Raw genomic sequence first — 24,320 nt, forward strand, 5'->3', positions numbered from 1 at the left:
TTGTTTGATCAAGTGCTTAAATGAAGCCTTCTCATTCCTGCTCTGTTGTTTCCTTTGATTTTTTTCGTCGCAAATACATCAGGAACAATAGACTGGAAATAAGCAGGAGAATGACCACTGCAACAATATATACCCAACGGTTGCTGTGAAGAGAGCCTGATCCCACGATCGTTTTTCGATTGATCGTTTCAGCTTCTGGGCGAGAAACAGTGACGCTATCCTCAAAAACCCACGTTCCACGTGGGGCGCTCAGCTCTATTTGAATGTGATAGGTTCCTGGCTCTACGATTTCTTCATCAAACGCGCTATAAAGATCCAGTGTAGAGTTTGGGCCAAATTGAAAACTTTCTGCTGTAAATCCCCCCACAACGCTGTCACTGTCTTGCTCACGAATCACTGTCTTAACAGCAATCTTCCCAAAAGCCACTGGCTGATCATTTTTAATGCGGCTTTTTAGGGATGCGATGCCGTCTTTTTCTACCGCCTCACTTTTGATCAAGGAAAGTTCAGGATCAGGTAGCGCATCTAACTGCTGGCGAAGGCGGACACCTTGGACGATTTTATAGGTTGACGTAAGACTTGTTTCCTCCGCCTCTTGCCCCTCCTTTTGTTCTTCTTCAAAAGAAAAGGCACCTAAGATTTCACCTGTAAAACGCTTGTCATTCATTGAAAGAGGAAATACCACTTGGCGTGTTTCCCCTGGTGCAAGCTGAATCATTTGATTTGGTTTCTTTATCAAGGTCGTGAAAGACACACCGCCAAAATCCTCTGCTGTTTCGGCTGCCTGATAAGCGATGATTCCAGTAGCAGCTGTGTAACTATTCAGTGCGGATGCTTGTATCGTAAGGGTTTCCGAACTCGTGTTATGAAGGGCAACGGTCAAATTCTGTTCGGTCTCATGATTTACCAGTAAGTCGAAATAAGTGACGTCACTGACTTGATTTTGGGGAAGTTCAGGTGTTACAGTGAACCGTGTGGTCTGTGCATGACCGGTGACTTTCGTAACGCAACACAAACTGATAAAGAAACTAATGAGTACGAAGCACTTGATTTGTTTTTTCATTGTCGCCCTTTCTTTCCTACTCTGCTTGATACGTGTTCGCTAATGTCCAAGTGATCGTGCCGCTATAAGTGCCGCTGTTCACATTTTGCTTCGGTACGGTTAATGAAGCATTGGAAAAGTTAAAGTCATTGGTTGCTAAGCCAGTTGTGCCATTAGCAGAAGCAATCAGCGTTGGGTCTGTTGCCTCTACTATCAATTCGGTGCCCGAGACTAGCGCTGCATCGCCAGAAGCCGTTGTACCATTTAAAGTGACTTTGGCATTTGCCAGCTCGTTATCGCTAGCATTCGTCATTTTCGATAATTGCGCCGTCAACTGCCAGCCAGCTTGATTCGGCCCCCGGTAATCCGTGATCGAAGTCACTTCATTCGACGTTGTTTGAATCACTTGTTCATCAGTAGCGATCTCTTGGATACTGCTTGTACCGAAGTTAAAATTGCTCACCTGATCCAGTGACAAGATTCCTTGTTCGATCGTTAGTGTTGCTTGACTCGTCATTGAAGCCGTTGGATTCGCTTCTGCTGCAGCTGCCGCAGTCGGCGCCATTCCTAAACCCATTCCGACCAAACCTAACATTACTGCCTTTTTGTTCATTTTCATCTCTTCCTTCACTTTTTTTAATGAGAAACCGAGGTTAATCGAAAAAAACAGCCTTGAAAAATAATAAATTAATTGGCGTTTTTTCATTCTATTCTCATCTATCATAAGTATAATCCATCATGGTTATCATACGGTTCACAGATTTAGCGTAAAAAAAACGCCAAAAAGGAGAATCCCTTATGTATCGAGAATTCATTTCTCCCGCAGAAGAAAAGAAATTAGAGATTTTCAAAGTTGTCTGTAATTCCAATGGCGTGACATTGGTCCAACTGTCAGAAGTTTTGAACATCCCACAAAAAAGTCTGCAAAAATATATTTATTTTTTAAATGAAGATTTGCAGCTGCTTTCCCCTCACCTGCTTCTATCAAAAAATCATTACAATCAGTATTTTGTTGATCGAGCAGAGGATGATGAACCTTTCTATGCAAAATTGATGTATCATTATTTGCTCAACTCCACACAATATACCTTGATTCACTACTTGATTGGGCGCCCGCAAATGACCTTGACGCAATTATGTTTGGATTTGCATGTCAGCCAATCGCATATGTATCGGTTGATCAAGAAAATCAACCAACTATTGGAAAAATTTCAAATCCAAATTCGAACAGACCTGAATAACCGCATCGTTCTTGCTGGAAAAGAGCTTGATATCCGTATTTTCACCTACAGTTTCTTGACCCAAAGTGCGCCTGCTGATTTGTGGCTATTGCCGAGCGTTTCCCATAAAAATGTCGAAGAGTTTACAGCGTTCTTTGCTGTTTCTCACTTTGATCCGTTGACGAAAAATAAACTCGCTGCTTTTTGGCAAGCAGTGGTCAGCCGAACGATCCAGAAAAAATATTTGCCAGCGATCCCTGAAAAATACATGGGATTGATGAATTTCTATTGTTTTTTACCAGAGGAAATCCTCGAATCGCTTTTTTTGAGTGCCGATTATGCCTCAGAAAAGACGCTTCAGTCAGAATATCTTTACTTAAATTTCTTTTTGCATGTGTTTTTGCCAGGAGAGATTCCCCAAGCGAAGAATCAAGCGATCATCCAAGAGATCAAACATTCTGATACCGATCTTGTGCGCTTTTTCACTGCAATGATCAAAGATTGGCACGATACCTTTGCTCCAAGTCAGGAAGTCGCCGAATTTGAAAAATTATTAAGCAGCTGTCTGCTGGTCTTCAACCTATCGATCATTATCGGTATCGATCTTCTGGAAGTGTGGCAGCTCGAACACCAACTGTTGACCGAAAACACTCCTTCGAAAGACAAAACCTATGAAGCAATCTGCAAGCTTTTACTGACCCATGTTGAAAGGTATCCATTTGCTGACTTGGATAAAGAGTATTTTGAACAGACACAGTTGCCTTATCTTGCGCATCTCTTGTATTTGGAAACACAGATGAATACGCCCCCGACCGTGTCGGTCTATATTCAAACGACGATCCAATACCGCACGAAGCAAATGATCGAGACAAGGATCCATTCGATTTATTCCAAAGCTTCAGTGACTTTTATTAACCAGATGGAAGCAGCCGATCTATTGATCACCGATAGTTATGAAGAAGTGATTTTTTCCGAAAAATTAGTCTTACTGTCTAACCTGCAAGCCGAACAAGAGTGGGCAGCCGTTTTTGCAAAGATCAATCAACTGATGATGTCCAAGATGTTTGCCAAACAAGGAAAGTAAGCTACCGATTCCATTTTCATCCCAAAAAAAAGCCCGAGCATCTTTGCTCGAGCTTTTTTCCTACAAATTTATCCAGGGATTGTTAAGCGAAGAAGCTACCACCCGTTACACTGTACACTTGTCCAGTTACATAGCTTGCTTCATCAGAGGCTAGGAAAACATAGACTGGCGCTAATTCGACTGGTTGTCCAGCACGTTTCATCAATTCTTTTTGACCAAATTCTGGGATCGCAGATTGTGGTTGTCCACCAGAAATTTGAAGTGGCGTCCAAATTGGACCGGGCGCAACGGTATTGACCCGAATGCCTTTTTCACTTAATTGCGCAGCTAGCCCTTTACTAAAGGAAGTAATGGCACCTTTCGTGGCTGCATAGTCTAAAAGATGGGCGCTTGGTTCCGCACTTTGAATCGATGTGGTCGTGATGATGCTTCCACCAGCTGGTAAGTAATCCAATGCTTCTTGGACTGTCCAATACATCGAGATGATATTCGTTGTAAAGGTGTCTTGAATTTGTTGCGTAGTCAACTCTTTGATGTCCTTCACCGCTTGTTGCATCCCAGCATTTAGAACCAATGTATCTAACCCGCCTAATTCTTTGGCTGCTTCATGAACCAATTGACGAGCGAAGGTTTCATCTTTCAAGTCTCCTGGAATCAAGACTGCTTTGCGTCCAGCTTTTTCAATGACTGCTTTGACTTCTTGCGCGTCTTCTTCTTCAAAAGGAAGATAGTTGATTGCAACATCGGCGCCTTCTTTGGCAAAAGCGATCGCTGCTGCTCGACCAATACCAGAATCACCACCGGTCACTAATGCTTTGCGTCCAGCTAATTTGTCTGAACCTGCGTAGCTTTCTTCCCCACAATCAGGTACTGGCTGCATCTTTCCTTGAATCGCCGGTGCTTCTTGCACCTGTTTTTCAAATTTGCCATCATAATACTTCGTTAACGGATTGTTGATTTTTTCTGACATGCTCGTTTCCTCCTTGATTATTTCTACTTCTATTTGTCATCGTTTGTTATGACCTTACTTAAAAGTGTAAAGGAAGATGGAGTGAATGAGAAACGAAACGCTCACCAGAAAAAAAGCATCCGTAAGAAAACAGATGCTTAGTAAAACGAAAATGCTGCATGACTCAGTAGTGAGAACGCCCCCAGGCATCTCATCATTCTGCTGGGAAATCGTAGTGAAGTTTCTGTGTGCAGTGGTTGATTTTGCTACTTTTCTAGCAGTTCGAGCAGTGCCCGACGAAAGGCCTCCATCTCCTTTGCGGTCTGTAGAAAAACATCGGGATGACTGTGGTGGCTGTCGATCATCCAGGGTTTGGTGTCTGTAATATGTGCTGAAACTTTCTAAAGTAGTAAAATGCATGCTCGTTTTCTAAAAAATACGCTGTTTATTCGCGGTACTAAAAACATTAGCATGCCTTCACATATCCTTCTGATTATTAACTATTTTTTTCACAACCAATGGATATTATTTTAAAAAAATGAATATTTACGTTATCCTTTTACTCAAATAAGAAAGAATGAGGAGAGATAAAATGATCCAACTTGCTCGCTTGATCTTTTGGGTACCAGTCATCTTTTTTTCGTTAGGTTTGGTCTTCCTAACCAAACGACTGCCGCGTTTCACATGGGTTTCTTGATTTCTGCTAGTCTGCTTGGGTATATTTTTTATTTGCGTAGTAGAAAACGTTGACTGCAGCTGCGCCTGACTCGCGCCAAAACGCCCTCTTAATGCCTTTTGACTACAACAAAGACGATCTATACCTATGAAGTAGCTCCTTTCATCCCCTTTCGAGGGGATTTTTTATTCTTCATCCTCACTCATTCTTATTCAGTCTGCTTTGATGAAAAAATCACTTTTCGCCGATCAATGCGTGCCAAGCCTTGCTCTCTGATTCCTTTCGTTGTGACACTTGCGATCCCCAAGAACACATTGCCTTCCTAAATAATTAAATATATAATGAAATGGTAAATTACCACATCGTAACAAAGAATCATCAAACCTCTTGAAAGGAGCGTTTCCTATGAGCTGGCTGACCTTTGTCGTCCAACCACTGACCCTGCTATTTTTTCTCACGGTTTTTTCCCTTGTGTATTTGATGCCTGAATCCGTTGTGCCTAAGCCAAAAATGAAGAAGTGGGCGTTGACTGTTTCTTTGATTTATCTGGCATGGCAGCTGCTGATTCCCTTTTTCTTCTTTGTTCTCTAAACACAGCAAAAAAAGCGGCTCTCATAAAAGAGAGCCGCTTTGGTTTATTTTTAATCCTGTAACAAACTACCGCCATTGGTGGCAATGACTTCTTTGTACCAGTAGAAACTATCTTTGCGGGAACGGTCAAAGCTGCCGTTTCCTTCATCATCCGCGTCTACATAGACAAAGCCGTAGCGTTTCGACATTTCTGACGTGGAAGCCGATACTAAGTCGGTACAACCCCAAGGCGTATAGCCCATCAATTCCACACCATCTTCGATCGCTTCATACATTTGTTCGATATGCGCCTTCAAATAATCGATGCGATAGCTGTCATGGATCGAACCATCCTCTTCCACCGTATCCAAGGCACCTAAGCCGTTTTCAACGATAAACAACGGTACTTGGTAGCGGTCGTACAAGTTATTCAAAGTCACACGCAAGCCGATTGGATCGATTTGCCACCCCCAGTCAGAGGCTTCCAAGTAAGGGTTTGATTCGCCTAAAGAAAAGTTGCCAGCAGTTGCTTCGCCGCCTTCTTCAGGATTGTGGCGAGCAATAGAACTCATGTAGTAAGAAAAGGACATGAAGTCGACAGGGTATTGCGCAAGAATGTCTAAATCGCCGTCTTCGAAGGTCACTTCGATGCCGTTTTCTTTAAAGAAGCGCTTCGTATATGCGGGATACTTCCCACGAACTTGGACATCAGAGAAGAAGAGATTCTCGTGGTCACGCTTGATTTCTTCCATCACATCTGCTGGATTTGGTGTAGCTGGGTAAGCTTGCATTCGTGCCAACATCATCCCTACTTTGATGTCAGGATTGATTTCGTGGGCAAATTTTGTTGCTAAACTAGAAGCCACAAATTGATGATGCACAGCTTGATACATGTCAGAAAGGTTTTGTGTGCCGTCTTCGGATAATAAGGCACCGCCAACATAGCCAGAGATCCCCATGATATTGATTTCATTGAAGGTCAACCAGTATTTGACTTTGTCTTTGTAGCGGGTCAACACAGTTTCTGCGTATTTGACGAACAAATCGATCACTTGGCGATTTTTCCAGCCGCCATAGTTCAACGCGATCCCGATAGGTGTTTCGTAGTGAGAGAGGGTCACTAAGGGTTCGATCCCGTATTTCGCACACTCATCAAACACGTTGTCATAAAATTGCAAGCCTTCTTCATTTGGCTGAGCATCGTCACCATTTGGAAAAATTCTTGACCAAGCGATGGACAGACGGAAGGTTTTGAAGCCCATCTCTGCGTACAAGGCGATATCTTCTTTGTAGCGATGGTAGAAGTCTGACCCCCAACGTTTTGGATACAAGCCTTCTTTGTCATTTAAGGCAAACAAAACTTTTTCCCGTGTCATTGGTGCAGCAAATTCTGCCATGTTTTTGCGGTCTTCTGGTTTGACAGCGATCGCTGTATCAGATGTGGCTGGACCACGTCCGCCTTCGTTCCATGCTCCTTCAAATTGGTTGGCTGCAGTGGCGCCGCCCCATAAAAAGCCTTTTGGAAATTGTTTTTCTGTCATGATTAGCCTACTTTCTTTTTCTTTAATAATCGACACAGCAGATCAGCAAGAAAGCATTCTTACTGATCCGACGACGTGCCGTTAAATGCATTTATTTTACGACTTCGATCAAATCGTCCTGCGCTGTTACTTCTTTTGACTGTGTCGTTTGGATGTCACTGTAGTCGTTAGAGTTCGTGACGATGACTGGTGTCAGTAAAGAATAGCCTTCCGCACGAATCGCCTCTGTATCAAAAGAGATCAGTTTTTGACCGGCTTTGACTTTGTCTCCTTGGTTGATGTAGGCAGTAAAGTGATTGCCTTCAAGTTCTACCGTATTCATGCCGATGTGGATCAATAGTTCTGTTCCATCTTCTGTCACTAAACCGATGGCATGTTTTGTTGGAAACAAGATTTTGACTTCTGCATCTGCTGGCGCAGTGATTTCACCGATCGCTGGTTCAACGGCGATCCCTTTTCCCATAGCACCTGAAGAAAAGACTTTGTCTTCCACATCTGCTAAAGCAACCACTTGACCAGTTACTGGGCTTTTGACTGTTTCATCTTTGACGCTGGCAGAAACAGTTTTTGCTTCTGGCGCTGGCGCTGCTGGTGTTGCTTGACCGTCGACTGGTGAATCAACAGTTGTATACAATGTTGGTACTTTCAACAACATCATGATGATAAATGACGCCACGATCGCAATCACTGTACCGATCGCCAAGTGGATCACGCTATGGAAGCTGCCTGTTGCTGGATCGATATATGCAGGATACAAGAAGATCCCCATACCACCCATTGCATAACCAGTGACGTTAAAGATTGACAAGTAGATACCGACGAAACCTGAAACTAAACAAGAAACGATAAATGGTGTTTTCATTGGCAACGTGTACCCGTAGATCGCAGGTTCAGTCACACCGAAGATCGATGAGATCAATGCTGGCATTGCGCCTTGTTTGACTTTTGGTTCTTTCGTTTTCAACCAAATTGCTGCTAACACACCCGTTTGCGTGAAACATGGTAGCACTGCTGCGGTCAAAATAATCGAAGAGCCGTTTTGCGCCATATCCATGATCGCCAATGGCACAAGACCCCAGTGAAGACCAAACATAACTAATACTTGCCATAATGCCCCTAAAGCAAATCCGTAAATAATTGGGCTGAAATCGTACACCGCTTGGAAAGCAACACCGATCCAGCTAGAGGCTGTATTTGCGACTGGACCTACCACAAAGAAGGTCAACGGCACAGTGATCAAAATCGTTACAAAAGGAACCACAAACATTTTGACTACATCAGGTGTAACTTTGCGCATAAACTGTTCAATTTTCGAAGCGACAAAAATCGCTAAAATGATTGGCAGTACGCTGTTAAAGTAGCCACCTGCTGGTAAGGTCAAGGTTAGACCAAAGACTTTGCTCGCTTCAGCCACACTTTCTGCTAAGCCCGGATAAACCATCGCCCCTGCGATCGCTAATGCCGTATAGGTATTCATCTTGAATTTCTTCGCAGCAGTGACGGCTAAGATCATTGGTAAGTATTGGAACAAACCATCGCCTAAAGTATTCATTACTACATAGATACCATTGGTCGCTTCCATCCCAGTTGCTGCCAGCAACGCCGTGATCCCTTTTAAGATACCGGCTGCCGCTAATGGACCTAAGAACGGTTGGAACAGGCTTGAGATAACATCGATAAAGCGGTCAAACAAGCTGCCTTTTTGCCCGTCGCCTTCATCGATATCAAGACTGCCACCATCGGCTAATCCGCCGACTTTCAACACTTCATCATAAACATCTGGCACATGATTGCCGATAACGACTTGGTATTGTCCGCCTGCTTTGACGACGGTCACGACACCGTCACGTTTTTGCAAATAATCAGTGTCCGCTTTGCTTTCGTCTTTTAAGTGGAACCGTAAGCGAGTCACACAGTGTTTTACAGATGAGACATTTTCTTTGCCACCAACGTGGGCCAAAATGTCTTGCGCTAATTCAGTATATTTTGCCATTTTGATTGCTCCTTTTTTATTGGTCATTTAATAAAAATAAAAAGACCAGCCATTTCTACAATAAACAAGCATGAGAGATCCCCTAAAAAAAGAGCGACGGGTTTCCTCATCGAGTATTGTAAGAAAGTGCAGGTCTTGCCAGCCGAACTGTAACGAATCCATTTCCATTCTTAGGTTAATTTTGAGTGAGCGGCTAAGTTACCGATATGCAGAATCAAATACATCAATTCCATATCGTTGACATGCCAGCCCTTTTGTTCAAATAAGTATTCTTTGATCGAATCTGCGGTTTCTTTTTCTTTTGGATAGCTGCTGAAGGCCAAGGCAATCATTGGATTTGCCAATACTGGCTCTTCTTTTTCTTGACTTTGTCGAATTAAATAATAGCGAATGTGGGTCACGAACCGTTGGAAGTAGGAAGAATTCTCATCAAACTCGATGTTCATGCTGTACTTAACGATCCGTAAAATATTGTTCGTCAACTCGGTGTGCTCATAAGCACTTTGATTGGCGCTTTTTTCAATTTGCGCATTGACGAAATGCAAAGTGATAAACGCAGCTTCTTCTTGTGAAAAATCGGGATACAGCTCTTTGCGGATCAACTCGACCGCTTGGACACTGACCGCATATTCCTTGGCATAGATTTTCTTGATTTCCCAATGCATGGGATTGGTCAAAACAATTTCTTGCTTTTGACGACTGATGGCAAACAAGATATGATCCATCAGTGTGAAATAAACATTTGGATTGAAATCGGTTCCAACACTATCCCGAAAAAGACGCACGATTTCATAAATGACGGCCATTTGTTTTTCGTCAGCCTTCGTCATGACTTTCGACATATGTTCCACTGTCAAATCATCTTCTGGATAGTATTTTTTTTCGATTCGCTCAGCTGGAATCGGGTCACCCGGTTTCGTTTGAAAGCCGATCCCTTTTCCCATTAGGATCACTTCAACTTCATCTTCTTTTGAAAGTACAACATTGTTGTTGATCCTCTTGATAATCTTCACGAACGATCCTCCTTGATCAGCATAGCCCGTAAAAACGTTGCATCCTTTGACGTCTATGCAGAAGGTCTTGTATTTTTTTCTTTCTCTGACGTGCCGTTAAGTGACGAGGTGATTGACTGCTCCAGACAGTGCTGCAGGCTATCGTCAAACCTAACTGGCAGTTCGTTGTGTTTTACTTCTCCCCTCCTTTGCTGATCAATGACTGGACCTTACCTTGGAACCGGTTCTTTTTTTAGCTATTAGAAATAATGGAGCAAAAAAAGAAGACCAAAGCAAAAAAGTGTACAACCCAAGAAACTTTGGGTAATCAACGCACTTTTTTCCTCTGGTCTTGCCTGCCGAACAGTAACGAATCCAGTAATGAGAACACTCTCATGTTCCGTTGAGATAATAGTACTCATTCTGAGAAAAAATGTCAACACTTTTTTTGCAAACGTTTTTCTTTTTTCCTTTTCGGCTTTGTTTCACTCTTATTTGAAGTGGATTTTTTACTGATAGTGAGGGGTTTTTCTGTATAAATCCTCTGTAACAGCTTGGGCATTTTTTATCCAACAGCACACAACACAAAAAACCGTAATCTTCGTACATTACGGTCATAGCTAGAAGGATGATGCTTTACAAAAAACGATCAATCACAAAGAATTGGGGAAGGTCTGGTGCATGACAGACATTCAATGTGACTGACCGCTTTTAGCGATTCATGCGCTTCATGACTTCCACAAACGAAAAGGTGTCTTTGAGAGGGGGAAGCAATCAAATAACCTTTCGATTCTTCAAGATGTTGCTCGATCCTGCGATAAAAACCGCAGAGAGCGAGGAAAATGCTGTTCCTATCATAAAGGAAACAGTCACAAGACTTATCATTGAAAGGTCAACGATAAGGTTTCGCAGAAAAGGCAGTACTAGTTTTTAAATGGGTTGATTTCCCAAGGGCCGAATGGTTCAAATTCCATGAAAAACTACCTCCTTTATTATTTGCTATACCTTATTATATTTGATAACATGTTATTAAAATCACATTGTTCAGAAATGCGTCACAATTAAGGAGGTCCCCCATGAAACAGCAAGGCTCTTTAATCAAAAAACTGCGCACAGATCGCAAAATCTCGCAAGCCAAGCTTGCCGAAGGTATTTCCTCACGTACCACCCTTTCTTCATTCGAAAATCGTAAAACAAACCTCTCTTCACAAACCCTGTTTGACTACTTAGACAAAATGAATATTACGGTTCATGAGTTCAGTCTGTTGATCGACAGCGAAGCCACGGATCAGAAACGTCAGCTGGTGCAAGATTTCTATACCCGTTACTATGAGCGAACACTGACTCTCGACTACTTGACTAGCCTGGAAAAACGCTACTTTGAGACACAAAATTTTTTCTATTATTCTTTGTATGTCCAAGGATTGCTGCTGCTCAACCGTGAATCATTTCTGATGAATCAAGGAGCTTACACCCAAGAAGTCGAACTGGTAAAGCAATACTTGTTTGATATCGAAACCTGGGGGCGCTTTGAGTTAAATTTATTCTCAAATTTGTTATTTATTTTTGACCAAGAAACGATCAGTTATTACTTAGATCATGGGATCAAAAAAATCCTTCACTACGCCAATGATCCATTTTATGCAAATCTGTTAAGTGTCGTGATCTTAAACGGCTGTGCCTTTGCCAGCGAAAATAAAGATGCCTATCTACTTAACAAGTTTCTGCTTTTGTCTGAACCGCTACCCAATACTCCTCTCTATTTTTATTTAAAAATCCATCAAGTGCTGTATCAGGAAATATACTCGTATTTGCAATCCGCTCAGTTGAACAAAGAGATTCTAAAAAACACCTTAGTCGTTATTGAACAAGCCGGTTACCAGAACCATAAAAACGATCTCCAACAGTTGCTTGCTGCTGTTACCAATCGTGCGATTTAGCCGCTTATTAAATGGACATTTATGTAATGTTATCTAACAAAAAAAGCTGATCTTCCAACGGAGCTCAGCTTTTTCGTCAATGTCACTCCAACCCGCCCACGAAACAGCCGCTCAAAATGAAGGGTTCAACATTCGACTTGCTTCTTCCGTCTGCATGGACCAAGAAAAAAACCAGTTAGGTTTTAGACCTAACTGGTTTTGTTTGGCAAAAGCAACGAGCATGCTGCTGCCGATTCATTTGTGCAATTTACTAACCGATTAACGAGATTCTGAAGTCACACCGATGGTTGCCCATGGGTTATGATCGGCATCAAATGCCCAGGTAAAGTTTGCGACACGATCAGAGATCGGTAAGATTTGATTTCGATACAACGTTGGGATCGCAAAAGCTTCTTCAATCGCATATTCTTGCCATGCATCAAAAGCAGCCTTCCGTGTTGCTTCATCAAAGGAATCGATTGAATCGATCGCAGCTAACAATTCAGTATTTTCATCTGACTCAAAACGAGTGTAGTTAAATGCTGAATTTGGTCCCCATAAGCTGGTTGGTGATGGATCTGAACCAGTAGACCAAGCAGCTTGAAAGACATCGATATCTGGATCATCGTTTTTCAGCTTGTCGTAGAAGGCTTGGAAATCGATCAAACGACCTGTTGAATATTGAACATCTAAACCGATTTCTTGCCATTGTTGAACATAGTAATCCGCCAATGGTTGGGCAACTTCCCCACCAGACATTGACGCAAAGTTGATGGTCAATTTGTTGCCATCTGGATCTTCTCGGAAGCCATCGCCATCCACATCGATAAAGCCAGCGTCATCTAGAAGTTGGTTTGCTTTCTCCATATCTAAGTGGTATCCTTCGGCATCGCTATTGTGCAACGTACCATAAACAGGTGGGATCAATGTTGAAGCATTTGAACGCAAGCCGTGGTAGAAACGCTCACCGATCGCATCATTGTCGATGGCATAGCCCATTGCTTGACGCAATGCTTTGTTCGCCATTTTTGCATTTGGATCAAAATCAACACTGTTTGTTTCATCATTCCATGAACCTAAATTAAAGCCAAGATACGTGTAAGATTGTTCTGGACGACCTAACATTTGGTAGCCATCCATGTTTTGATACGTATCAAAGGTATCTGTTGGCATTTTTAAGACTAAATCGTATTGCTTGGCGTTTAACGCTTCATTGATTGAAGCCGAAGGGACGTTACGCATCACGATTTTTTCTAAGTTTGGTGTATCGCCATAGTAATGTTCATTCGGTACATATTCCACCGTTTCACCTGGTACGATATTACTCATTTTGTATGGACCAAAACCGATTGGATTGGTTCGAACGGGATCACTTGAAGGCATATCTGCCACTTCAATGCCTTCAAAGGCATGTTTCGCTAATGCAGAATGCCAGATCGCTCCACCGGATTGCTGCATACCTGGATGCATTTCTTTAAACTCGATTTCAACGACTTTATCGCTGACTGCTGTGATCCCTGAAATCGTATCGGCATCGCCGCTGTGGTATTCTTCCATACCAACAATATTCGTAAAATCATTGTTGTAACGAACGCCATCATAGTCTTGATGTCCGATGACTTCATAAGAGAAGATCACGTCTTCAGCCGTTACATCGACCCCGTCAGACCATTTCAAATCTTCACGCAAAGTGATCGTTGCTTTGTTGTTATCGACATCTAATTCTAAATCAGCTGGTCCACCATTCACAATTCGGAAATCTTCATCTTGTAGGAACAAATATTCATGGCTTGGTAACATGAAGTCACGGTCATAAGCATCTTGATAAAACTCCCATTGAAACAACCCTTGGAATTGCGTATCTGTTACTACCGCAACATCTAAGACGCCCCCATCGATCACTTCATCGTTATTTTCAACTGCAAGCTGCAAATCATTGATATCAAATCCAGCTGCCTCAGTTGATGATTCTTGTGTATCTGTCGAACCTGTTCCACCTCCGTTACTTTGTCCGCAAGCCCCTAAAACAAGCGCTGCCAATAAAGTAATCATGCCAAACTTCGTTTTCTTCATACTCTTCCTCCTTATTTAAATCCCTTCCTCGTGATTCAGTGATCACTCGATCTTCGAATAAAAAAACCAAGCAAACAGTTTTTTTTATCTTAAAATGGCTTTTTTATTAGAAAATCTGAACGAGATTAACTAAATTATAACAATTTTCGTAAAATTCTTTCTGTCAATAATTTCACCGATTGATGAAATTATTGAAAAAACGGCGATTCTCCTTGATACATCGCCGTTATTATTATTCGCATTTTCTTAAATTTTTCTTTTTCTCCCTTTTTTGGTTCTCATTTACCTTGTTCTCCCGCTACTTAAAACTGTCAAAAAATACTTTTTTGTCGCTAAAAGGTGTGATACTATGAAAAAAAGGAGCGTTCAATGAAACTATGGCAGATAAACGAGTTTTCTTACAAACAAAATCGAAACCCTTTGCACCTATCTCACAGCTCTTAACCCAGCGCTTGCTTTTGGCGTATAGCATCGTCTTGATCCTCATTGGCTTGGTTGCTTCCCCTCCTCAAGCTTTGTGGCAAGGCTCGCTGGCAATCTTAAATGCCCCCAGCAATTTGATTTCTGATTATTTTGCGATCGGCAATCTTGGAAGCGCCTTTTTAAACAGTGGCTTATTGACATTGATCAGTATCCTCCTTGCGAAAAAGCAAGGAACGATTATTAGTGGACCAATGATCGCTGCTTTTTTTACCATATCTGGCTTTTCTTTTTTTGGAAAAAACATCTTTAACTCGATTCCCATTCCACTTGGTGTCTATTTATACTCTTACATACAGCAACGCCCCGCTACACAATATTCACTGGTTGCCTTATTTGGCAGTGCCGCCTCGCCGGTTATCAGTTACTTAGCATTCGGTTTAGGGTTGCCTTTACCCGTCGGGATCGCTTTTGGTTATGGCATCGGTCTATTGATCGGTTTGGCGCTTCCTCCTCTAGCAGCTCAATTTTTACAATTCCACCAAGGTTTTTCTTTGTATAATATCGGGTTTGCTGCTGGCATCATCACTATGTTTTTCACGAGTTTTTTACGCCTGTTCGACTTAGAAGTCTATTCAAACAAACAGTTGACAACGGAGTATCACTATTACCTGACAGCGTTCTTGCTTCTTCTTTGTCTTGCTATGTTTCTTATTGGGTATCTTCTAAACCAGCGATCCCTCAAAGGCTTGCCTGAGCTTTTTCAAACATCAGGGAAACTAATGACGGACTATGTCACGATTTTTTCCCTTGGGGTCACGATGATGAACATGGCGATGATGGGGATGTTGATGCTGTTCTTTGTCTTCTTCTTACAAGGGGAACTATCTGGTCCCCTTTTAGGCGCAATACTGACCGTGATTGGCTTCAGTGCATTCGGGAATCACTGGAGAAATAGTTTGCCTGTCATGATTGGGGTGGTTTTAGCAACCAAGGTCGGTTTGACCTCTGATGTCTCGACCTTCAGCTTATTGCTGACAGCGATCTTCGGCACCAGTCTAGCCCCCATCAGTGGGTATTATGGTCCAGTTGCTGGCGTAATCGCTGGGGTGGTCCATGCAGCCTTGGTCACAAATATCACCTATTTACATGGAGGATTGAACTTATACAATAATGGCTTTTCCAGTGGATTTGTCGCGGCAGCAATGGTACCATTGTTAGATGAATACCAGCAAATCAGAAGGCGGAGAAGAAAATGATTGAAAAAGAACGGGCACGGCGAATCGTCGATGAAGTGGTCACCTACTTTTTGTCCCATGACTGTCAAAAGATAATAAGTGAGATGGCCTTTGAAGCAGAGGGGTTTAAAGCAGTTGTGCAAGGTCAATTTCCAGAGCAGCCCTCTGATTTAGAACATTTTATCGACATGCTCAACACACCAAGAGATAGCACGTTAGAAAATTATTATGTGGAGCTGTTAGGCGGTCATCAAACGATCCATGAAGAAAAAGATTACTATCTATTAGGATTAATGATCGACGAAGCATCCATCATGTACGAGGATGAGCAATTGATCGTTGAATTGTATCGCAAAAAATACAACTGAAAAGCCCTACGCAAAAAACGTTTCTAAGCGGTGACCTTCACCCTTTAGAAACGTTTTTTGTTCGTTTGTCGTGACAAAAATGAAAGTTTATTGATAGATTTTTCACACTACTTTTCAGAAAACCAGCGTTATACTTTCATCATAATAAAAAACGAGGTGACCGATAGATGAAAAAACTTCTGATTGGACTTGCAGCGCTCCTCCTCATAGGGTTCGGCGCATTGCAGGTCGCACAAACCGTCATCATGGGCGGCGACAGCTACTATGTCCAAATCACCACAGATGGTGAAAAGACGACTTCTAAGGATGACAATGGGAATGTCTATACGCAATACCATTACGAATTGCCAGGGTATGATGAGAACGGCAAAAGCAAAACCCTTGATTTCAACGGTTTCCAAGAACGACCATTGCGCAAAGAAGCCTATTTAAAGCTTACTTGGAACGAAAAAAAAGGGGTGACTGGCTATGAAGAAGTCAAAGAAAAAGACATCCCAACCAAAGCATTAACCCAATTAAAAGGAGCGTAACGCAACGATGGAAAAAATTATTCAAGCAAATGAACTGACCAAAGTGTATGGAAAAGCTAACGAAAAACAAACCGAAGCCTTAAAAGGTATCAGCTTTGATATTGAAAAAGGCGAATTCATTGGGATCATGGGGGCTTCTGGTTCAGGAAAATCCACCCTACTAAACATTCTTTCAACTTTGGATCATCCGACAAAAGGTGCCATTCGCATCAACAATAGCGATATCACCAAACTAAAAGGCGATGCCTTGGCAGATTTCCGCAGCCGTGAAATCGGCTTTATTTTCCAAGACTTCAATCTATTAGAAAACTTAACAGCTTCAGAAAACATCGCTGTGCCGTTGTCTTTACAAGGAGTCAAACCAAAGATCATCCAACAACGGATCAAACGAGTCGCAGAACGCTTGTCCATCACACATATTCTCGACAAATATCCAGCAGCGATCTCTGGTGGACAAAAGCAACGGGTGGCAGCCGCTCGAGCATTGATCACAGAACCAACGATCCTTTTTGCGGATGAACCGACAGGTGCCTTGGATTCAAAAAGTGCGAAAGATTTATTGAATATGATGGACGACTTGAATACCAATGACCAGGTATCGATTTTATTGGTCACTCATGATCCCCTTTCTGCCAGCTATTGCCAACGTATTTTATTTATCAAGGACGGAAAGATCCATCAAGAAGTCAAACGTGAGGATCAAAGCCGCGAAGCGTTTTACCGCCAGATCCTTGTCATTCTAGGAAACTTGGAACAATAAGGAGGAAGAACACATGCTTTGGAAACTATCACTTACCGGGATCAAAGCTCGGTTGAAGGATTATATCGTCCTCTTTTCTGGTTTAGTCATGGCTTCAGCCATCTTTTATATGTTCGAATCAATGGCGAGCAATGAAGCCTTTTTAAAAAGCAACTCGATCATCAGTATGGTGGTCTTCGTCTTTCGTTTTGGCTCGGTCCTCTTAGGGATCATTACCTTTGCCTACATCTTATACGCCAATTCTTTCTTGATGGCGATGCGCCAAAAGGACTATGCCATGTTTATGATGTTAGGAGCCAAAGGACGAAAGATCGCCCAAATGATTTTTATCGAAACCTTTATGGTAGGTATCGTTGCCACCGCTGTCGGCTCTATCTTAGGGATCGGCTTAGCAAGTGGTGTCAATACTTTGCTAGTCAATCAATTAAACTTGCAGATCACCCATTATGCAGCATTTAGTCCAGAAGCATTGATCGTAACCGTCGTCTTCTTCTCGGTTCTCTTTTTGATTGCTGCCATCTTCAATGCACGGGCAATTGCCAAAAAATCGATTTTAGCATTATTACGGGAAACAAGCACGCCCGCACAAGTCAAACAACGGCCATTCTTGCTCTTCTTGCAAACCATTTTAGGTCTTTGTTCCTTAGCCATCGGCTATTATATGATGAGCGATTTGATGACCTTCCAATTGATCGGCATCGGCATCGCCCTTGTCACGATCGTTCTTGGCACATACCTAGTCTTTCGTTCGGTGATCATCGCTCTTTTATCCCTATTAAAGAAGAACGATACGATCGCGTTGAAAAAGTTAAACAATTTCACCTTGTCGCAATTAAGCTTTCGGATTCGTGAGTATACCCAGATGCTTTCGATGGTGGCGATGCTTTTTGCTCTAGCATTAGGTGCCTTGACGGTTGGTCTTGGCTTTAAAAACGAGATCCCTATCTTGGCAAAAACTGTTGCCCCTTATGACTTGTATTTGAACAATGCCCAAAACGCCTCTGACGAAAAAGTCAATGCGTTAAACCCGACCCTTGATGTGACCTACAGCATGAAAGAAACGGATGACACCATTTATTACGTGAAGGAACAATTCAACGAAAACAACTTGCTCAGCTCCAGTATGGATCAGTTGAGTGTCGATGTCACTTACAACAAGCTGACTGGCGATCAATTAGCTTCTGATGTGACCGCCCAAGACCAATTGCGTAGCTACCTCTTACCAGAACAACGAGGTAAGGAGATCCAAGTCGTCGATCAAACCGCTTTTGGTGCGGTCAATGCATCGGAAACCAGCTTGCGAATGGTACAAGTCAAAGACTTCCAAGCAAGCTACGATGGGCTGCGTGATTTGGCGCAAGCAAATCAAGACGCAAATTCTTCAGAAACCGCCGATATGAATTTTTCCCAACGGGTCTTCGCTTACGACAGCTATAACGGGATTTTCTCTGGTTTTGAATTTATGGGCTTCTTCCTGGGTATCGCCTTCTTGACGATGTTAGCTAGCTGCCTGATGTTCAAAATTCTTTCAGGGGCAAACAGCGACATTCAACGTTACACGATGCTGAAAAAAATCGGTACCCGCACGCGTTTACTGAAAAGCTCGATCCGTAAAGAGATTGGCGTGCTCTTCCTAGTTCCTGGCATCTTAGGAATGATCCATGTCTTGTTCGGTCTAAAAATGTTCACCACCTTGATGATCGATCCGTACCATGACCTATGGCTACCTTTTGGCATCTTTATCGCCCTCTACGCCATTTATTACGTGGTGACCATCTGGTTATACACCAACATTGTTTTAAACCCAAAGAAAAAATAACAATCACTCTCTGAATTGCTCAACGCAAAGAGACCATCAAGCCATGAAGGGCATGATGGTCTCTTTCATTTTTCTTGTTTTTTCTCGGACAAAGGGAAGGCAATCTTAGGGTTTGAACCCTAGATGCATCGCCGCCGCACCTCCTGCATAGCTTTTGACTTGCAACACATCAAAGCCAGCTGCCTGAAACTCACGTTTCAATGCCTCTTTGTCAGGAAAATCCCGTGCCGACTCCTGCAGCCAGGAATATTCTTGATAGCTTTTGGCGAACAGTTTGCCAAATAACGGCATGACATGGTGAAAATAAAAAGTAAACAGCTGCCGCCAGCCGATCAGTGTGGGCTGTGATGTTTCGAGACAAACGATTTTCCCGCCTGGGCGCAACACCCGATGGATCTCCGCCAAGACTTGTTGGCGATCTGCGACATTTCTCAACCCGAACCCGATCGTCACATAATCAAAGTGCTCGTCTGGAAAGCTTAATGCCATCGCATTGCCCGTCTGCCACTGGATCTGCGTTTGTTGCTTTTTCTGTGCCTTTTCTTTGGCAACCGTTAACATTTCTTCGCTAAAATCAACGCCGGTCACTTGCCCCGTCGGACCGACCGCTTCATTCAACGCAAACGCCCAATCCCCGGTCCCGCAGCATAAATCTAATATCTCAGCACCCATTGGTACTGCCATTCGTTTCATGGTGTCCTTGCGCCACCGTTTGTGCAGCTGAAAAGAGATAATACCGTTCATTCGATCATAACGGGAAGCGATCGATTCAAATACATCATGTACTTTGGTTTCTTTGGCTGTTGTTGCCATTGCGGCACGTCCTTTCTTTGTTCCCTTCGATTTGCTGTTGCTTCACGTGCTTCTGCTTTTTAGTCTAGCACGAAAAAACCTGCGGAACAAAAACTCTGCTTTCTCCTTTTCCTCCAGTCATTTTCCCACCAAAAAACAGCCGTTCCTACATAGATCCCCGCGTTGTTGACCGAGGCAATTCGGTCAGCAACAAGCGGATCCAGCAGTGAAAGACTGTTCTTCTAGCTTTTAAAGCAGGTTATTCAGGTTTAATCGATGAAGTCCCAGATATTGTTCCAATAAGAAACACGGTCTGCGCCATTTTCATCTTTGTAGCGCACAGAAATCAAATTACGGATGTCATGGACAGGAATATCAAGGGTGACAGAATCCGTGACAGGTCTTTGCTGCACGTTGTATGTTCGATAAAAGGTTCCATCCATATAGACGTCAAAGGTACTAAGATTGGAGTAAAAAATCTGCAGCTGATTGTTATGAACAGCAAGGTTGATCAACTCACCAGTGACAGCGCGTGTACCGGTCTGAAGCGTGAGACTGTCTTCCCCTATCAGGATGTTTTCCGTCTCTGGTTGATTCCCCGAAACTCTTCCGTTGATCGTTACCGGGGTCAGAACATTACCAGCAGCTGCCTGTTCATCCACTCGAGCAGTCAAGTTCCATTCCATGCGATCCCCCGGTGCGATTGGTCGTTCTAAGTGGATCGTGATACGATCGCCAGAAAGACTAGCCGAGGCTATATTGTCTTGGTACACGAGCGCATCGACATTTAAGAACGTCAATAAATTCGGCGAGATATCTAACGTCACGACAGCATTCTCAATATCGTCTTTCCCAGAATTTCGCGCATCGTTGCTTTCTACGATCGTCCGCAAGATCAATTGATTACCCACTGTGATAATCGGATTGCCTTCTTCATCACGATCAAAGCTTTGCGGTACTCGCAACGTAATCGATGGGTCAGAAGGTCGAATACTGGTGACTTCAAAGGATAGTGCTGGTGGGAAACGATCATCGCCAATGGCATCACGATACCCTAAATAGTCCTCGTAATCGCTGGCGGACGGATTCGTGCTCCCCAACTGACCATTGGGTTCCGTCGTGGTCGTATCTGGTAAGGTTCCTACGAAATCGTCGTAACGATCATTGGCAAAATCTTTTGCGTAAAATTCGATATACACATCCTCTTCAGGAACAAGGCGACGAGGTAATTGATACTGCCATGGTACGGAATTGCCTTGTTCGGCATCAAGCGTAATGACATATGGGTCACCTGAAGCATCACGGATCAATCCTTGCGCGGTACTCGCATAAATGGCGACCCGCTCTTTTGGCTGATCGTCTTGCGGAGAATGAAAATCCATGATCCCCGATACTGTTGTCGTCCGTTCATTAAAGACCTGATCCTCTGCCACTTGCAGACCAGTCGGTGGTCGTACATCCACGACGACCGCATCAGGCAAAGCGGCAATACTCTCTTCTGTTGCATGAATAAAAATCGAATCGTCAACACCCTCCATCGTGGGGTCTAATCCCCGATGGGCACGCAGCACTTCAAAACGTTGACCTGTCTTGAAAAAGTCGTCCCGCGTCCATGCGATCACACCATTATGCACCTCACCAAAAACATCGACAGTTGATTTGGAGGAAAGCCATTGTGTTTCAAGCTGGTTGCCTGCTTCGTCCTTCAAAGCAACTTCCACCCAGACCTCATCATCCCAGGCATCGCGAATCGCCCCCGTGTATTCATACGGAACGACCGCTTTGGCATAAAAGGTTTTGTCGGCATTGGTCGGGGTCACTAAGTGCTGGATCATTGGCGGATAATTATTGGCAGAAAATCGCGTGTAGGCATTCCCGCCCCTAAAAGTCGTACTGTTGAATTCATTTGAAAAAGGCTCTCCCGGCTGCGGACTAACGATTTGTGCAAAATTGACATTGCCTAGTTGATAGCTCAATGGATTCCAGAAATTGTCCGGATCACCATCTAGATTCACGTCGTTGCGCTTTTCCCATACCGCTAGTCCGACACGATTAGACGTAAAGGTACTGTTGCGATTTGTGTTTGAGAACGCTTGTCCGCCATTCGGACGGTTATTTCGGAAGTCATAAAACAGTGGTTCATCAATCACAAAATTGCTTCTTGCAACCGAACTGATTATTCCATTATTTGCACCTAGGGTCCGACCTTCCATTCGAAAGGTCGCGTCTTTTCCAGCTAAGAACTCGGCTTCTCCGCCTTGCATCCAAACAGCAGGTCCACGATGTGCATAGATGTGGATTCGACTGTTTTCACCTTGTGCACTAAAGACCGAGGTTCCACTGCCATCAAGGGGAAATTGAATCCCTTGTCGACCAGACCTATCTTCACCATTACTGGCAGTAATGGTGGAATCAGCAGATGGGTCAAATTCTCGATCTTCATCATTGTACTGATCAAATACGGCAAAACCTGTTTCATCAATATAGATGCCATCATCTGCCGCAGTCCTGGTGCCTGCATGGTTAAAGATATTCAACTGACCGGCTGACTCCACATAGAACTCGTTATCTCGACCATACATCCGCACAGCAGCCGAATTCCCATGGTATTTGACGATATTCATCCTCCCTTGGTCGGCAAGCACAAAGGTCTGTTCCCCGACTAAGCGAAACCGCATGACAGAAGCATAGTCATGATTTTGACCATCGCCAAATAGATTAAACTGCGACCCTTCCCCAGTTACCGTCACATTGCCACCGAGCTCGGTGTCTCTTGACGCTTTGGAAATTTGATTGACAAAAGCAGCGGTTCCTCTCGGTACACCATTCGTGGGAGCAGGCGCTCTAGAATACGAGTTTACGACCGCACCACCAGATATAATCGTACGAGAAAACTTGTTATTCCCCTCATCCCGTTGTCCAATCAAGGAAATGATTGCACCGTCAGCTCCCGCTAAGTCCATTTGTGATGAGGCATTTAAAACCGTGCCTTCACCATCGACTTCAAAAATCACCTCATTTGTGCGATTTTCCATATTCGCCCAAATTACTTGTCGCTGAACGCTGTAGAGGTCTACCTTGGAACCCTTATTGACTCGAAACGAGGTTGAAATATTGTTGTTATTTGGATGAAGTCGAAAAATTGGCCGAGTATTTGAGATCTTGACATCCGCCTCATCCGTAATCAAGACACTTTTGACATTAAAGCTGCCAGTATCTGAACTGTTGCCCGCGGCTGCGTTCCTGTGAGCCACCCAATGGAACGTTCCGCGAATCTCGAGATTTCCTTGCTGCAAATAAAGGAAATTATTGCCCGTACTTCCCTCTAGCACACCACTTTTTGCCTCGATATTTTCTATTTTGACCGTCCAAAAAGCTGAAGCTGCCAACGATTGTTGATAGATCAACGCGTTTGATCCTAGATTGTTCCCCTGAAAATCGATCGTCATATTTTTTAACTCAAAGACCGCTGGCTGACGATCATGGGTAGTCGTCAGTTCAAAGAAACGTCCAGTAGGATTCGTGCTATAGTTTGGTGTCCCGTTCGTGTTGAAACGCTTCGGTGTGGTTAAGGTAAAACCATTCCCATCGATGGACACTGACCGATTCAACGCCGTTAAACGATTGTTGGCCTCATTCGTATAATCAGCGGTAATGTCAGCGAGAAACACGATTTCAGAGATCGATGAATCACTAAAAGCAGCCCGCAGCTCTTGATAGTCCGAAACTTCGGCACGCTCTCCTTGCGTCGCCCGTTCTGAAAGCAGTTCGACTGCCGCTGACTCATTGGTTTCCTGCTGCTGAATGTCAAGCAAGGCTGCTGCTTCTGCAGCCTTGTCGGCTTCAACTCGCAAGGCTTGTCGTTCCTCGAGAGAAGGCGGAGCGATTTTTTGCAGCGTCCGGTTTCCCCGCTTAAGAACAAATTCGATGGCGTCTTCTTCTCCTAAAGAGACTGGTAATGCCAAGGACAACGTTTCTTCCGTAGGCGCCACTTCGATTTCCACACCATAAACACCCTCTTGTTCAGCTGGATGCAAGGTCGCTTCCTCAAGCTCAAGCATTTCAAACATTTCTAATGACACCAGCGCTTCATGATTCGCCATCAAGAAAAGCGTCTCGCCCGCGGCTTGTTCCGATTCGATCGTCACTACATATTGTCCCGTTTCTGGGTCAAAGTGACCGGACACTTCATAAGAATTACCACCATTGATAGCAAAGACCGCATACAAGATAGAAATAATGATAAAGCCCCCTAATGCAGCGGCAGCCAGTTTGATTTTCGAGACAGTCGCTAGAACAGTAAATGATTTCATCTAGGCACCCCTTTCCTTTGA

Annotated in this window: 18 protein-coding genes; 9 read left to right on the forward strand and 9 right to left on the reverse strand. The window is 43.5% G+C overall.

All coding sequences use genetic code 11. The annotated features are described in order from the left end of the window. Nucleotides 1-31: 31 nt before the first annotated feature. Together P0G38_RS11070 and P0G38_RS11075 are read right to left on the reverse strand one after the other, a co-directional pair. Entirely contained in the window at nt 32-1,063 is a 1,032-nt protein-coding gene (locus P0G38_RS11070) for a WxLIP family cell surface protein (RefSeq protein WP_151195991.1), read from the reverse strand. A 16-nt stretch (nt 1,064-1,079) separates the two neighbouring features. Beyond that, entirely contained in the window at nt 1,080-1,748 is a 669-nt protein-coding gene (locus tag P0G38_RS11075; RefSeq protein WP_275850981.1) for a WxL domain-containing protein, read from the reverse strand. A 92-nt stretch (nt 1,749-1,840) separates the two neighbouring features. On the opposite strand from P0G38_RS11075, the gene P0G38_RS11080 reads away from it, so the two are divergent. Further along, the gene (locus P0G38_RS11080; RefSeq protein WP_275850985.1) at nt 1,841-3,346 is read left to right on the forward strand and encodes a helix-turn-helix domain-containing protein; all 1,506 of its coding nucleotides are present in this window, start codon (nt 1,841-1,843) and stop codon (nt 3,344-3,346) included. A gap of 82 nt (nt 3,347-3,428) precedes the next feature. Here P0G38_RS11080 and P0G38_RS11085 read toward each other — a convergent pair whose 3' ends face one another. Next, entirely contained in the window at nt 3,429-4,316 is an 888-nt protein-coding gene (locus P0G38_RS11085) for an SDR family oxidoreductase (protein ID WP_016610366.1), read from the reverse strand. A 1,060-nt stretch (nt 4,317-5,376) separates the two neighbouring features. On the opposite strand from P0G38_RS11085, the gene P0G38_RS11090 reads away from it, so the two are divergent. Further along, complete coding sequence (locus tag P0G38_RS11090) at nt 5,377-5,562, forward strand: hypothetical protein (RefSeq protein ID WP_010747923.1); 186 nt, start codon at nt 5,377-5,379, stop codon at nt 5,560-5,562. A 50-nt stretch (nt 5,563-5,612) separates the two neighbouring features. Here the strand turns inward: P0G38_RS11090 and P0G38_RS11095 are convergent, their stop codons facing one another. The 3 genes from P0G38_RS11095 to P0G38_RS11105 all read right to left on the reverse strand — a co-directional run bounded on the left by P0G38_RS11095 (nt 5,613) and on the right by P0G38_RS11105 (nt 10,088). After that, the gene (locus tag P0G38_RS11095) at nt 5,613-7,082 is read right to left on the reverse strand and encodes a glycoside hydrolase family 1 protein (RefSeq protein ID WP_015509445.1); all 1,470 of its coding nucleotides are present in this window, start codon (nt 7,080-7,082) and stop codon (nt 5,613-5,615) included. A gap of 91 nt (nt 7,083-7,173) precedes the next feature. Next, nucleotides 7,174-9,075, reverse strand: coding sequence for a beta-glucoside-specific PTS transporter subunit IIABC (locus tag P0G38_RS11100; protein WP_010747921.1), 1,902 nt, complete (start codon nt 9,073-9,075; stop codon nt 7,174-7,176). A 170-nt stretch (nt 9,076-9,245) separates the two neighbouring features. Continuing rightward, entirely contained in the window at nt 9,246-10,088 is an 843-nt protein-coding gene (locus tag P0G38_RS11105; RefSeq protein ID WP_005225677.1) for a PRD domain-containing protein, read from the reverse strand. Between the two features lie 1,055 nt (nt 10,089-11,143). On the opposite strand from P0G38_RS11105, the gene P0G38_RS11110 reads away from it, so the two are divergent. Further along, nucleotides 11,144-12,007: a helix-turn-helix domain-containing protein gene (locus P0G38_RS11110; protein WP_123833838.1), complete on the forward strand. Its 864-nt coding sequence runs from the start codon at nt 11,144-11,146 to the stop codon at nt 12,005-12,007. A 79-nt stretch (nt 12,008-12,086) separates the two neighbouring features. Further along, nucleotides 12,087-12,269, forward strand: a complete 183-nt coding sequence (locus P0G38_RS11115) for a hypothetical protein (protein ID WP_142967746.1) — start codon at nt 12,087-12,089, stop codon at nt 12,267-12,269. Here the strand turns inward: P0G38_RS11115 and P0G38_RS11120 are convergent. Then, complete coding sequence (locus P0G38_RS11120) at nt 12,266-14,059, reverse strand: oligopeptide ABC transporter substrate-binding protein (RefSeq protein ID WP_115232182.1); 1,794 nt, start codon at nt 14,057-14,059, stop codon at nt 12,266-12,268. The two genes, P0G38_RS11115 and P0G38_RS11120, sit on opposite strands and share 4 nt — an antisense overlap. Before the next feature lie 377 nt (nt 14,060-14,436). Here P0G38_RS11120 and P0G38_RS11125 point away from each other — a divergent pair, with 377 nt between their 5' ends. The 5 genes from P0G38_RS11125 (at nt 14,437) to P0G38_RS11145 (ending at nt 19,194) form a co-directional block, all read left to right on the forward strand. Beyond that, nucleotides 14,437-15,738 carry a DUF1576 domain-containing protein gene (locus tag P0G38_RS11125; protein WP_142967748.1) on the forward strand — a complete coding sequence of 434 codons (1,302 nt, stop codon included), beginning with the start codon at nt 14,437-14,439 and terminating at the stop codon, nt 15,736-15,738. Beyond that, complete coding sequence (locus P0G38_RS11130) at nt 15,735-16,085, forward strand: hypothetical protein (protein ID WP_010747917.1); 351 nt, start codon at nt 15,735-15,737, stop codon at nt 16,083-16,085. Before P0G38_RS11125 ends, P0G38_RS11130 begins: the two co-directional genes overlap by 4 nt. Before the next feature lie 167 nt (nt 16,086-16,252). Next, nucleotides 16,253-16,615, forward strand: a complete 363-nt coding sequence (locus P0G38_RS11135; RefSeq protein ID WP_275851001.1) for a YxeA family protein — start codon at nt 16,253-16,255, stop codon at nt 16,613-16,615. 7 nt (nt 16,616-16,622) lie between these two features. Beyond that, on the forward strand, nt 16,623-17,375 hold the full coding sequence (locus P0G38_RS11140) for an ABC transporter ATP-binding protein (protein ID WP_005225671.1): 753 nt from the start codon (nt 16,623-16,625) through the stop codon (nt 17,373-17,375). A 13-nt stretch (nt 17,376-17,388) separates the two neighbouring features. After that, complete coding sequence (locus tag P0G38_RS11145) at nt 17,389-19,194, forward strand: ABC transporter permease (RefSeq protein WP_275851004.1); 1,806 nt, start codon at nt 17,389-17,391, stop codon at nt 19,192-19,194. A 105-nt stretch (nt 19,195-19,299) separates the two neighbouring features. On the opposite strand, the gene P0G38_RS11150 is transcribed toward P0G38_RS11145, so the two are convergent. Together P0G38_RS11150 and P0G38_RS11155 are read right to left on the reverse strand one after the other, a co-directional pair. Continuing rightward, the gene (locus P0G38_RS11150; protein WP_194192980.1) at nt 19,300-20,007 is read right to left on the reverse strand and encodes a demethylmenaquinone methyltransferase; all 708 of its coding nucleotides are present in this window, start codon (nt 20,005-20,007) and stop codon (nt 19,300-19,302) included. Between the two features lie 248 nt (nt 20,008-20,255). Beyond that, nucleotides 20,256-24,299: a pectate lyase-like adhesive domain-containing protein gene (locus P0G38_RS11155; RefSeq protein ID WP_275851008.1), complete on the reverse strand. Its 4,044-nt coding sequence runs from the start codon at nt 24,297-24,299 to the stop codon at nt 20,256-20,258. Between the last annotated feature and the right edge of the window lie 21 nt (nt 24,300-24,320).

This window comes from Enterococcus casseliflavus, assembly GCF_029215545.1.
Taxonomy (GTDB): Bacteria; Bacillota; Bacilli; order Lactobacillales; family Enterococcaceae; genus Enterococcus_D; species Enterococcus_D casseliflavus.